Below are 11,832 nucleotides of genomic sequence, written 5' to 3' on the forward strand. Positions count from 1 at the left end.
TCACAAACCATCCTGGTTGGTAGCAGGTCCTCCCCCCTCAACGCGCTCCTAGCCGTCGGTGGAGGGGCCCTCGACGAGACCGTCCACCAGGTCACTGACGGCCTGCTGCAGGTCCGCGGGGTCGCCGGAGTTGTCCAGCGTCCACCAGGGTGAGCGCCACTGCGCCGCCGCCAGCGCGCGGTAGGCCGCAAGCGTGCGCGACTGCAGGTCACCGTCGCGTTCATAGGCGTCGGCGGCACGGTCGGCGTCCTGCTCGGCACGCCCGGCGACACGCCCGGAGGCCACCTCGTCGGGCACGTCGACCAGGATCTGCACGTCCGGCACCGGCGCACCCAGCCCGTCGAACTCCAGCTCGTCGACCCAGGCCACGACCTCACTGTCCACGACGTCGGCCTCCCCCACCCCCAGGCGGGCGGCGGAGTAGGCAGCGTTGGACGCCACGTAACGGTCCAGCAGCACCACGTAGCCCTCGTCGTCGAAGTCCGCGAGCTCCCCGGCGACCTCCGCCCGGTCGAGGGCGAACAGCGTCGCCATGCCGTGGACGGAGTCGACGAGGTCACCCATGCCGCCGTGCAGGGCGGCGGACGCCAGCTGCGCGTGGACGGACTGCTCGTAGCGGGGGAAGGCCAGCTTCGCCACCGGGATCTCCCGGGAGAGCAGCTCAGCCTCCAGGGCGGTGACGCAGGTGTTCTTACCTGCGCCGTCGATGCCCTCGAACGCGATGATCACGGTGGCGGTCCCCTCTAGTAGCGGTAGTGCTCGGGCTTGAACGGACCCTCGACGTCCACGCCGATGTACTCGGCCTGCTCCTTGGTCAGCTTCGTGAGCTGACCGCCGAGGGCCTCGACGTGGATGCGGGCGACCTTCTCGTCCAGGATCTTCGGCAGACGGTAGACCTCGTTGTCGTAGCGGTCGCCGTCGACGAACAGCTCGATCTGGGCGATGGTCTGGTCGGCGAAGGAGTTCGACATCACGAAGCTCGGGTGGCCGGTGGCGTTGCCCAGGTTGAGCAGGCGTCCCTCGGAGAGCACCACGATGCTGACGACCTCTGCGTCGGCGGCGTCGGTACGCGGGAAGGTGAACTCGTCCACCTGGGGCTTGATGGTGGTGCGGCTGACGTCCGTGCGGTGCAGCAGCGAGGCCATGTCGATCTCGTTGTCGAAGTGGCCGATGTTGCCGAGCAGGGCGTGGTTCTTCATCTTGCGCATCTGCTCGAAGGTGATGATGCCCAGGTTGCCGGTGGAGGTGATGACGATGTCGGCCTCGCCGATCGCGTCGTCCACGGTGACCACCGGGAAGCCGTCCATCAGTGCCTGCAGGGCGTTGATCGGGTCGGCCTCGGTGACCTTCACCCGGGCACCCTGACCCTTGAACGCCTCGGCGACGCCCTTGCCCACGTCACCGTAGCCGCAGACGAGCACGGCCTTGCCGCCGACGAGCATGTCGGTGGCACGGTTGATGCCGTCCAGCAGGCTGTGGCGGGTGCCGTAGCGGTTGTCGAACTTGGACTTGGTGACCGCGTCGTTGACGTTCATCGCCGGGAACGGCAGGGTGCCCTGCTCGGCGAAGTGGTAGAGACGGTGCACACCGGTGGTGGTCTCCTCGGTGACGCCCTTGACGGACTTCGCGGCCTCGCTCCAGCGGGAGTCGTCCTCGCCGAAGACGCGGGCGAGCATGCCCAGGAAGGCCTGGTACTCGTCGGAGTCCTCGTCGGTGGGCTCCGGCACGATGCCGTTGCCCTCGAACTCGCTGCCGGTGATGACGGCCATGGTGGCGTCGCCACCGTCGTCGAGGATCATGTTGGGGCGCACGTCGCCCCAGGAGAAGATCTGCTCCAGGCACCACCAGTACTCGTCGAGGGTCTCACCCTTCCACGCGAACACCGGGACGCCCTGCGGGTCCTCCGGGGTGCCGGCGCCGACGACCACGGCGGCGGCCGCCTCGTCCTGCGTGGAGAAGATGTTGCAGGACGCCCACCGGACCTCGGCGCCGAGGGCGGTGAGGGTCTCGATGAGCACGGCGGTCTGCACCGTCATGTGGATCGAGCCGGCGATGCGGGCGCCCGCCAGGGGCTGCTCCTCGCCGTACTCGCGACGCAGCTCCATCAGGCCGGGCATCTCGTACTCGGCGAGGCGGATCTGGTGACGACCCGCCTCCGCGAGGGAGAGGTCCCGGACCTTGAACTGGAGGGGGGTGCCGTTGGCGCCGGTGCCGTCGTGGGTGTCGACGGTCGGTGCGACGAAGTCTGCCATGGGGTGATTGCTCCTCGAAACGTCAGGAATGTACTGGGGTGTACTGGATGGTGGAAGTTGCCGGGCTACCTCCGGTCAACCCTATCCCCCGCAGGCCGTGCCCGGCGCACGGAGGGGTCTGCTGGCCCGGTCGCCGGCCCGGTGTCAGCTGAGTGCTTCGACGACGGTCTCCAGACCGTCCGGCGCCTCATCGCCCGCGGACTCCAGTTCGCGGTCCAGCACCTCGAGGGCGACCTCCTGGAGGTCGTCCGGGCACTGCCCGATGCCCTCACGGATGAAAGGGTGCTCGTCGGCGACGGTGGCCGAGGTGAACGGCGCCCCCGACCAGATGGCGGCCACGGTCGCCGCGCACAGTCCGTTGATGTAGTCGGGGTCCACCCCCCGGCCGGCGGCTCCGCCGGCGTCCGTGTCCAGCGCGAGGGCACAGGCGTCCCTCAGACCCTCGGCAAGCGCCTCCCCCTCCAGGTCGTCGCAGTCAGCGAGGAACTCGGTGTTCGTGTCGTCGGCGAAGACGGTCTCGTCCCAGGTGCTCATGTCTCATTTCCCTCTCGTGGTCGTGTCCTGCCACCGAGCGTAGTCGGCGGCGTCCGGTCGCGACAGACGGACCACCCGCCTCCCCGCACGGTCGGCGCGGGCGGTGCCCGTGGGTCCGATTTCACGGGCGCGCGGCAGAAAAATCACGATTTCATCTCGACGTCACGATCCAGGAAAAGCGGCGAACGACCGGCGATTCTCGCGGAGACGCCCATCAAAACCCCACGACAAACACAGGTTCCCGTGAAGTTAGGTAACGTTCGGGTCTTTCATGGCGTTAGATACGGATGATAGGGTTACGGCAGATTGTGATCTAACCGTGACATTCCAGTGCCACGCCATCACGCCACGGACGACGACCCCGGACGGAAGGAGGGACACCGTGGACTACGAGCTCGAACCCGAACGACAGGACGAGGAAGCCTCGGCCACCGACGGCGGGACCACCGAACACCACGAGTCTCTGCTGCGTGACGAAGCCGCGCGGGCCTCGCGCGCCAACCGCATCCTGGGATCCTTCGTCGTCGCCGGCCTGGCCGCCGCCGCGATCCTCGCCGTCGTCACCTGGCAGAACGTGTCCCCGGGTCACGACGACGACCGCGCCGCCGTCGAGGAGGCCGCCGCCGGCGACAACCTGTCGTCGTCCACCTCCCCCTCCGCCCCGACCACGGGGAACTCCGGCACGTCGGAGACCGACCTGCCGGACTACGGGCGCGGCGAGGACGACCCCGCCGGTGACTCACGCGCCGACCTCGCCACCCCGCTGACCGCGGACCGGTACGCACCGCCGAACGCCTGGAGCGGCGACGAGTTCGTGACGCCCCGCGCCACCCCGGACGACGGCGGTACCGACGACTCCGGCGACAGCGGCAACTCCGGAGACACCGGGGGAACTGACGACCTGGACGACTCCGGAGACGCCGGCGACAACGCAGGTGAGGAGACGCCCACGGACGACGGCGGTGTCTCGCAGCTGCCCTCGCTGACCGACCTCCTGCCGTCGCTCAGCAACCTGCCGGACATCCCCGGGGAGACCGACGGGTCCACCACCGGCGAGCCGTCCGAGTCCACCGACCCCGGCGAGCCCTCGGAGTCCACTGAAACTCCCGCACCGTCAGAGCCGTCAGAGCCGTCTGAACCTTCTGAGTCCACCGAGACGGAGAGCTCCGCCCCGTCCACGCCGAAGGAGAGCGAGGGCGGCGACGGCCAGGCCCGAGAAGCCAACGACGAGGAGTCCGGGGACACGACCGGTGGCGACACCGACCAGTCCGACTCGGTCACCGACACCACCGGCCCCACCCCCTAAGACAAACGCCGAGAAAAACAGCGCGGCCCGGTCCTTCGAGGACCGGGCCGCGCTGCGTATGTCTGCGGTGTCAGCCGACCGAGGCCACGAAGAACTGGCCGGAGTCACCGGAGGCCACCGGCCGCGCCGTGACATCCGACGACGAGGCCGGCACCCACGCCGCCTGACCGGCAGCGAGCACCACTCCCCGCCCGTCGGCGCCACCGACCTCCACCGAGCCCTCGGCGGCCAGGACGATCGACGGCCCCTGAACGTCCACCGTGGAACCGTCCACCGCCCGCAAGCGGAACTCCGGCACCGGCACGATGAACGTCCCGTCCTCCCGGGGGCGCTGCACCGGGTCCGGGGTCGCGGAGAAGTCCACGACCTTCATCAGCTCCGGCACGTCCACGTGCTTGGTGGTCAGCCCACCGCGAAGCACGTTGTTGGAGTTCGCCATGACCTCCACGCCGGTGCCCTTCAGGTAGGCGTGCAGGTTGCCGGCAGCCAGGAACAACGCCTGCCCCGGCTCAAGGACCACATGGTTGAGCAGCAACGACACGAGGATGCCCGCGTCGCCCGGGTGCTGCTCCGACAGGTCCAGGGCGGCCTGCGCCGGGCCCGCCATCCACACCTCGGCCGTCCCCTCGTCGACGGCGGCGATGAGTCGACGGCAGGCGTCGAGCACCGCGTCGATCAGCTCCAGCCGCCGCTGCGGCGGCAACGAGATCCACGTGGTCACCAGGGCGCGCAGCCCCTCCGCGTCGCCGGCGACGCCGCTGAGCAGGTCGGTGTAGCGGTCCAGCTCGGGCACGCCCAGGGCGGCCAGCAGCGCGCGGGTGCGCTCCACCGGACGGAAACCGGCGAGCGCCTCGAAGCGGGTCAGGCCGACGAGCAGCTCGGGCTTGTGGTTGTCGTCCTTGTAGTTGCGGCTCGGCGAACCGAGCGGCACGCCAGCCTCGTTCTCCCGGGCGTAGCCTTCCCGTGCCTGGTCCAGCGTGGGGTGCGCCTGCAGGCTCAGCGCCTGGTCGGCGGCGAGCAACTTGAGCAGGAACGGCAGGCGTCCGCCCGTCGCGCTGTCCCCCAGCTCCGAGTCGGGGTCTGCCGAGATGCGCTGCAGCAGGTCGGCGCTCTCCCCCGGACGCGCACCCGGGAGCGCGCTGGGCGCCTCGGGGTGGGCGCCGTACCAGAGCTCCGCCTCCGGGTGCGGGCTCGGGGACGGCCGTCCCGTGAGCTCGGCGAGCGCGGTCCTCGAACCCCAGGCGTAGTTACGCAGGCTGCCCTCCATCAGGGCGACGCCGGACGTGGACGTGCCGTCGAGGACCTGCTTCGGGGACGTCTCAGGCACGGATCACCGCCAGTGCCTTGTCCACGATCTCCTGGACACGGCCGGTGGTGGCCGCCTCGACGTTGAGCCGCAGCAGCGGTTCGGTGTTCGAGGCACGGATGTTGAACCAGGACCCGTCGGCCAGCTCCACGGTGACGCCGTCGAGGTCGTCGGTGGAGGACGTCTCGTCGGCGAAGGCCTCCACGACGGCGGCGGTGCGCCCGTCCTGGTCGGCGACCTCGGAGTTGATCTCGCCGGACGCCTCGTAGCGGCCGTAGGCCTTCTTCAGCTCGGAGAGCGGACGGTCCTGGCCGCCCAGGGTGGCCAGCACGTGGAGCGCGGCCAGCATGCCGGAGTCGGCGTTGAAGAACTCGGAGAAGTAGTAGTGGGCGGAGTGCTCGCCGCCGAAGACGGCGTTCTCCTCCGCCATCTGCGCCTTGATGAAGGAGTGCCCCACCCGGGTGCGCACCGGGGTGCCACCGTGCTCGCGGACGATCTCCGGCACCGCCTTCGAGGTGATGAGGTTGTGGATGATCGTGGCACCGGGGTGGTCGGCGAGGTAACGCTCGGCGATGATGCCGCAGATCGCCGACGGGGAGACCGCGTCGCCCCGCTCGTCGACGATGAAGCAGCGGTCGGCGTCGCCGTCGAAGGCCACACCCAGGTCCGCGCCCTGCTCCACGGTGAACTTCTGCAGATCCACGATGTTCTCCGGGGCCAGCGGGTTGGCCTCGTGGTTCGGGAAGTTGCCGTCGAGCTCGAAGTAGAGGTCCTTGACGGTCACCGGCACCCCGGAGTCCTCGCCGAGGACGGCGGGGACGGTGAGCCCGCCCATGCCGTTGCCGGCGTCCACCGCCACGGTGAGCGGGCGGATGTCCAGCGGCACGAGGTCGTGGAGGAAGGCGGCGTAGTCGGCCAGCACGTCCTTCGTCGTCCCGGTGCCCGCCGCGCCGTCGTAGGACGGGACGCCGGCGACGAGCATGTCGGTGATCTCACCGAGGCCGGTCTTCTGGCCGACGGGGCGTGCGCCGGAACGGCACAGCTTGATGCCGTTGTAGCGCGCGGGGTTGTGGGAGGCGGTGAACATCGCCCCGGGGCAGTCCATGCTGCCGGAGGCGTAGTACAACTCGTCGGTGGAGGTCAGTCCGAGGGAGACGGTGTCGAGCCCCTGGCCCCGGACCCCCTCGGCGAAGGCCTCGGAGAGCTCTGGTGAGCTGTCGCGCATGTCGTGGCCGATGACGACCGTCGCGGCACCCTCCCCCCGCATGAGCAGGCCGAAGGCGGCCCCCGTGTCGCGCACGAGGTCTGCGTCGATACCGTCGCCCACGACGCCACGCACGTCGTACGCCTTGATGACGGAGGCGATGGCCTCCCGGTCTCGCTGTGTCATGTCAACTCTCCTGGTGTTCTTCTCGGATCATTCGCCGTCGTAGCGCACTGCGCGCAGATGACGCTGGGGGGCTCGTCCCGGCAGGTTCCGCCGTGAGGGGTGATGGCCGGACGGTTGCGGGATGTCGGTGCGGCGCACGACCCGGGACACCGGGTGCCGCTGTGCCGACGTGAGCTTGTCGATGGCGCTCTCGACCGGGTAACCGTTGTCGCTCCCGGACTCGAGTGCCGCGGCGAGGGCCTGCATCTCCTCGTCGGTGATGTCGTCGGCGATGTCGGGGACACCGCCGGCGTACGAGGCCGCCTGCACAGGTTCCTCCGGGAACAGATCCTCCGTGCGCTGCAGCCCCCACCCTTCGGGGACGGTCAGTCTGGAGAGATGACGGTCGCACAGATCCCAGCTGTGCGGATCGTCCCCGGGCTCCAGGGGGTTGACGGTCGCCGTGCGGGCGGCATAGTTGTAACGCAGGGTGGCGATCGCACGGGACCCGCAGCCGGGCCTGGAACACTGTCGGTAGTCAGTCACACAGACCATCCTAGTCCCGGAGACCACCGTCGCGCCGGACGAGCCGACCCCGCCTGTCGGACCCGGGGACGCGCCGCGGTCAGGTCTAGGATCGTAGACATGACGCGTCCCTCCACACCCCGGTCCCCCTCCCCGGACCGTTCCGCGCCCCGGGCCCTGGCCAGGGACACCCGCGGGCACGGCCTGCGGGGCGTGCTGATGCCGCGGCTGCCGCGCTACGCTACCCGCGCGGAGCTCTTCGACACCGCGGTGCTGGACGCCTACGCGCCGGTGCTCGAGCAGTTCGGTGACCGGCTGAACGGGCTGGACGTTGCGATCGACCTGGTGCCCCGCATGCGCCTGGAGTCCGCCACCGCCCACTGGTCGGACGAGGTCGCCGCCGACGGTCAGGTGCCCCTGGGCCGGCTGGTCCCCGCGGGCGTGGACGAGACCGGGTCCCCCACCCGTCCCCGCCTGATCATCTTCCGGCGGCCCATCGAGCAGCGCTCGGCCGACCGGCTGGAGACCGAGGACTGGCTGCGGTTCGTGATCGCCCGCCTGGTCTCGACCTACCTCAACGTCGAACCCGAGGTCATCGACCCCGGGTTCAGCTGGGAATGAGCGGCTGGGTCGGACTCAGCCGAGCCGCTTCTTGAGGCGGCGGCGTTCGCGCTCGGACAGCCCACCCCAGATACCGAAACGCTCGTCGTGCTCGAGTGCGTACTCGAGGCACTCGTCGCGCACGCCGCAGGCCCGGCAGATGCGCTTGGCCTCGCGGGTGGAGCCGCCCTTCTCGGGGAAGAACGCCTCGGGGTCGGTCTGGGCGCAGAGGGCCTGCTCCTGCCAGTCCTGCTCCACCGCGTCGAAGAGGAGGTCGAAGTCCTCCGTCAGATCCGAGAACGCGCTGGGCGTGAAGTCGTCGATTCCGCCGCGGAGCAGGTCGGGGAGTTCCCCTGACGCCCCAGTACCGCCTGCGCGGCTGGAACGGACCTCGTCGCCGTCCACGGCTGCGGACCCCTCTGAGAAGGGACCACGAAAGGCGTCCGCCGGGTTGTCCACCGTTGTCTCCTCACTGAAATCCGCCGTGCCGGTCTTCCACCGGCCTCTTCCTACAGGAAAGATTACACACGGGTAATTCCATAGCGTCAACCTTTCGCTGACGCCGGTAGATCCCATCCGTCACATGAGTCACACGCGTAACGGTATGCGGGCCCTGGAGCGCATTCACAGCGTCCTGACAGACACGACATGGGGAGAATCAGGCGAGGTTAACCACTACATATAGACGTTAGGGGCCGGAATCCGGCCCCTGAGACACAAGATATCGAAATATTTTCGTTCAGCCCGAGCCTGCCCCGTACGGGGGTCAGACGTCGCTGGAGTAACGCAGGCCACCGTCCGGCAGCACGACCCCGGGCCACACCCGGGCACCGCCCTGCAGTTCACAGCGCGCACCGACGACGGCGCCCTCGCCGACCACGGTGTCGCGCAGGTGGGCACGGGCGCCGATCCGGGCGCCGGCGGCGACCACGCAGCGCTCCACCGTCGCGCCCGCCTCGATCTCCACACCGTCGAAGACCACCGAGGTGTCCACGCGGGCACCCGCGCCGATCTCCGCACCGCGGCCGATGACCGTGCCGCCGAGGAGCAGCGCCCCGCCGGCGACGGCGGCGGACTCGTCGACGAGCGCCTCGCCGTTGCGTCCCGCCAGCAGTGGTGACGGGGCGATCCCGCGCACCAGGTCCGAGGACCCGCGCACGAAGTCGTCCGGCGTCCCGAGGTCACGCCAGTACGCCTGGTCCACGTGACCGTAGAGGCGACGCCCCTTCACCAGCAGGTCGGGGAAGACGTCACGCTCCACGGAGACCACACGGCCCTCCGGGATGGACTCGATGACGTCGCGCTGGAAGACGTAGCAGCCGGCGTTGATCTGGTCCGTGGGCGGATCCTCCGCCTTCTCCAGGAACGCCTCCACCCGGCCGTCCTCCGCGGTGGGGACGCAGCCGAAGGCGCGCGGGTCAGCAACCCGCAGCAGGTGCAGGCTCACGTCCGCGTGATTGTCCACGTGGGTGCGCAGGACCGCGTTGAGGTCCGTGCCCCCGAGGATGTCGCCGTTGAAGATCATGGCCCGGTCGTGCCGCAGCTTCGACAGCACGTTACGGATGCCGCCTCCGGTGCCGAGGGGAGAGTCCTCGACAACGTACTCGATCTCCAGGCCCATCTCGGAGCCGTCACCGAAGTGCTCCTCGAAGACCTCGGCCTTGAAGGAGGTGCCGAGCACGACGTGGGTCATGCCCGCCTCACGGATCCGGCCGAGCAGGTGCTGCAGGAACGGGTAGCCCGCCACCGGCAGCATCGGCTTCGGGATGGAGTTGGTCAGGGGCCGCAGACGCGTTCCCTTGCCGCCGACGAGGATGACCGCGTCGGTGTTGGCGGCGAGGTCGGAGTTGACGTCCGCAGCGGTCTCAGGGGTCGTGTCAGGGGTCGAGGGTGAGGGATTGTCTCGTTCGTCACTGTTCACCCTTGGGAGGTTATCCGATCGAACGCAGTTCCGCCGTCAACGGCGCGCCCGCTTCGCCAGTGCGACCGCCACGGCCCCCCTGAGCCTCAACCCCGCCCACAGCGCCGCGCGCACCGGCGCCTGCCACCACGCCGACAACCGGTCCGCCTGGAAGCGGTAGGCGCTGTCGTGGTGCGCCGGCAGGGTGATCTCCGGGTGCTTGCCCGCCGAGTGCCCCTTGGCATGGGTGATCTCCGCGGACGGGGTGAACACGTTCTCCCAGCCCGCCCGGGTCAGGCGGTCGCCCAGGTCCACGTCCTCCATGTACATGAAGTAACGCTCGTCGAAGCCGCCCACGGCGTCGAAGGCCTCCCACCGCAGCAGCTGGCACGACCCCGACAGCCAGCCGGACGTACGCTCCCGGTTCATCACCGCGTCCGCCAGGTAGCGGCGGGTGAACGGGTTGCCCTTCCACACCGGTGCCAGCAGCGCGTGGCCGATGCCCGCGCCCAGGGTCGGCACCGAGCGTGCCGAGGGGTACACCGTGCCGTCGACCTCACGGATCAACGGGCCCACCGCCCCGGCACGCGGGTGCCGGCGGGCGGCCTCGACCATGCGGTCGATCGCACCCTCGTCGAAGACCACGTCCGGGTTGGAGATCACCAGGAACTCCCCGTCGATCTCACCGGCCTCCCGGCGCGCCCGCAACGCCTCCACCCCGGCGTTCATCCCGGCACCGTAGCCGATGTTGCCGCCGGTACGCAGCAGCTCCACGCCCTCGCGGGCGGTCGCCGCCTCAGGGGCCCCGTCGGTCGAGCCGTTGTCGGCCATGACCACGACCGCGCCCTGTCCGGACGCGGCGGGCACGGAGTCCAGGAATCGGGTGAGGTACTCCCCCGGTGAGTAGGTGACGGTGATGACGGCGATCGGTTTCACGGGAGTTCACCCTAGTCGATAACCGGCCCCGAGACCCCGTCGCAACGCGTCGCGCCAGTCCGGTGGTGTGCGCCCGGTGCGCGTGGACCATGCCTCCAGGTCCAGGACGGACCACGGGGGACGCGCCGCCGGCGTGGGCCACTCCTGGGTGGTGCACGGGCTCACCCGCGCGCGGTCGTGGCCGGTGCAGCGGAAGACCTCGCGGGCCAGCCCGCACCAGGACACCGGCTCGCCGGAGTTCGTGAGGTTGAGGATCTCGGGCGCGGGGCCGGCGCCTACCTGCTCCCCTGCCAGTGCCCACAGCTCCGCGGCCAGGTCCGCGGCGAACGTCGGACGTCCCACCTGGTCGTCGACGACCTTCGGGTCCACGCCGTTGTCGGCCAGGGTGGCCATCACCGAGACGAAGTCTCGTCCGGGGGCCTCGGGTCCCGACCAGACCCACGAGGTGCGCACCACGGTGCCGCCGGCCTCGAGCACCGCCAGCTCGCCCTCGCGTTTCGTCCGGCCGTACTCGTTGGCCGGCCACACCGGGTCGTCCGGACGCCAGCCTCGTCCTCCCTCGGGCGCGGTGCCGGAGAAGACATAGTCGGTGGAGACGTGGATGAACCCGACCCCTGCGTCGCGCGCCACCCGGGCGAGTTCGCCGGGGGCGACGGCGTTGACCGCCTCCACGGTGGCGCGGTTCGCGTCGTCCTCCGCGCCGTCCACGTCCGTCCAGGCGGCCGTGTTGATGATCACGTGCGGCGCGTCCCCGTGGGGCGCGCCACCGGCCAGCAGGGCCCCGGCCGTCCCGCGGAAGGCCTCGGTCCCCGCGGTCGAGAGGTCCAGGTCCGCGCGGGACAGACCCACGCCCCCGAGCGCCACGAGACACCGTCCGACCTGGCCCTGTGCACCGGTCACCCATACCGTCACTGTGCGTGAACCTCCTGCGTGCCGGGCGCGGACACCGATGTGCCTGCGGCGTGACCCGGTACTACGATCGGGCACCGACTCTACGCTGGCCGGCCCCTGACCGGCCGCTCGCGCGGGCGCGTGTTCGCGACGTGATCCGGGCAACCACCGTGGTAACTAGTAGAGTCCCCCCTATCTTGTGTACATATCGAC

At 70.1% G+C, this 11,832-nt stretch carries 12 protein-coding genes; 2 read left to right on the forward strand and 10 right to left on the reverse strand.

Annotated features, from left to right (window positions below):
• Positions 1 to 48 precede the first annotated feature (48 nt).
• From ACT3UN_RS15855 to ACT3UN_RS15865, 3 genes are all read right to left on the reverse strand, one after another.
• Positions 49 to 729: a dTMP kinase gene (locus tag ACT3UN_RS15855; protein WP_441582529.1), complete on the reverse strand. Its 681-nt coding sequence runs from the start codon at positions 727 to 729 to the stop codon at positions 49 to 51.
• Between the two features lie 14 nt (positions 730 to 743).
• On the reverse strand, positions 744 to 2,252 hold the full coding sequence (gene ahcY, locus ACT3UN_RS15860) for an adenosylhomocysteinase (protein ID WP_441578763.1): 1,509 nt from the start codon (positions 2,250 to 2,252) through the stop codon (positions 744 to 746).
• Positions 2,253 to 2,396: 144 nt separating this feature from the next.
• Positions 2,397 to 2,786, reverse strand: coding sequence for a DUF4259 domain-containing protein (locus ACT3UN_RS15865; protein WP_301444231.1), 390 nt, complete (start codon positions 2,784 to 2,786; stop codon positions 2,397 to 2,399).
• Between the two features lie 382 nt (positions 2,787 to 3,168).
• Between ACT3UN_RS15865 and ACT3UN_RS15870 the strand changes: the two genes are divergently transcribed.
• A complete protein-coding gene (locus ACT3UN_RS15870) occupies positions 3,169 to 4,092 on the forward strand; it encodes a hypothetical protein (RefSeq protein WP_444657567.1) in 924 nt (307 codons plus the stop codon).
• Positions 4,093 to 4,162: 70 nt separating this feature from the next.
• Here the strand turns inward: ACT3UN_RS15870 and manA are convergent, their stop codons facing one another.
• Genes manA through ACT3UN_RS15885 form a run of 3 tightly spaced genes read right to left on the reverse strand, consistent with a single transcriptional unit; the run spans position 4,163 to position 7,322 of the window.
• On the reverse strand, positions 4,163 to 5,419 hold the full coding sequence (manA, locus tag ACT3UN_RS15875; RefSeq protein WP_444657568.1) for a mannose-6-phosphate isomerase, class I: 1,257 nt from the start codon (positions 5,417 to 5,419) through the stop codon (positions 4,163 to 4,165).
• Positions 5,412 to 6,788 carry a phosphomannomutase/phosphoglucomutase gene (locus ACT3UN_RS15880; protein WP_301444040.1) on the reverse strand — a complete coding sequence of 459 codons (1,377 nt, stop codon included), beginning with the start codon at positions 6,786 to 6,788 and terminating at the stop codon, positions 5,412 to 5,414. Before ACT3UN_RS15880 ends, manA begins: the two co-directional genes overlap by 8 nt.
• Positions 6,789 to 6,815: 27 nt before the next feature.
• Complete coding sequence (locus ACT3UN_RS15885) at positions 6,816 to 7,322, reverse strand: DUF3499 family protein (protein ID WP_444657569.1); 507 nt, start codon at positions 7,320 to 7,322, stop codon at positions 6,816 to 6,818.
• A 90-nt stretch (positions 7,323 to 7,412) separates the two neighbouring features.
• Here ACT3UN_RS15885 and ACT3UN_RS15890 point away from each other — a divergent pair, with 90 nt between their 5' ends.
• Positions 7,413 to 7,913, forward strand: a complete 501-nt coding sequence (locus tag ACT3UN_RS15890) for a metallopeptidase family protein (protein WP_441578767.1) — start codon at positions 7,413 to 7,415, stop codon at positions 7,911 to 7,913.
• Between the two features lie 15 nt (positions 7,914 to 7,928).
• Here the strand turns inward: ACT3UN_RS15890 and ACT3UN_RS15895 are convergent, their stop codons facing one another.
• From ACT3UN_RS15895 to ACT3UN_RS15910, 4 genes are all read right to left on the reverse strand, one after another.
• Positions 7,929 to 8,231: a WhiB family transcriptional regulator gene (locus ACT3UN_RS15895; protein ID WP_301443796.1), complete on the reverse strand. Its 303-nt coding sequence runs from the start codon at positions 8,229 to 8,231 to the stop codon at positions 7,929 to 7,931.
• Between the two features lie 427 nt (positions 8,232 to 8,658).
• Entirely contained in the window at positions 8,659 to 9,708 is a 1,050-nt protein-coding gene (locus ACT3UN_RS15900) for a sugar phosphate nucleotidyltransferase (RefSeq protein ID WP_441582990.1), read from the reverse strand.
• A 141-nt stretch (positions 9,709 to 9,849) separates the two neighbouring features.
• Positions 9,850 to 10,728, reverse strand: coding sequence for a glycosyltransferase family 2 protein (locus tag ACT3UN_RS15905; protein ID WP_301443793.1), 879 nt, complete (start codon positions 10,726 to 10,728; stop codon positions 9,850 to 9,852).
• 6 nt (positions 10,729 to 10,734) lie between these two features.
• Entirely contained in the window at positions 10,735 to 11,628 is an 894-nt protein-coding gene (locus ACT3UN_RS15910; RefSeq protein ID WP_301443794.1) for an SDR family oxidoreductase, read from the reverse strand.
• Positions 11,629 to 11,832 lie beyond the last annotated feature (204 nt).

The sequence above is a fragment of the Corynebacterium sp. AOP12-C2-36 genome, from assembly GCF_052379185.1.
Lineage (GTDB): Bacteria > Actinomycetota > Actinomycetes > Mycobacteriales > Mycobacteriaceae > Corynebacterium.

Excerpts from the sequence above, each read along its gene's own strand:
- ahcY (WP_441578763.1), bottom strand. The coding sequence starts at position 2,252 with ATGGCAGACTTCGTCGCACCGACCGTCGACACCCACGACGGCACCGGC.
- ACT3UN_RS15880 (WP_301444040.1), bottom strand. The coding sequence starts at position 6,788 with ATGACACAGCGAGACCGGGAGGCCATCGCCTCCGTCATCAAGGCGTAC.
- ACT3UN_RS15885 (WP_444657569.1), bottom strand. The coding sequence starts at position 7,322 with ATGGTCTGTGTGACTGACTACCGACAGTGTTCCAGGCCCGGCTGCGGG.
- ACT3UN_RS15890 (WP_441578767.1), top strand. The coding sequence starts at position 7,413 with ATGACGCGTCCCTCCACACCCCGGTCCCCCTCCCCGGACCGTTCCGCG.
- ACT3UN_RS15865 (WP_301444231.1), bottom strand. The coding sequence starts at position 2,786 with ATGAGCACCTGGGACGAGACCGTCTTCGCCGACGACACGAACACCGAG.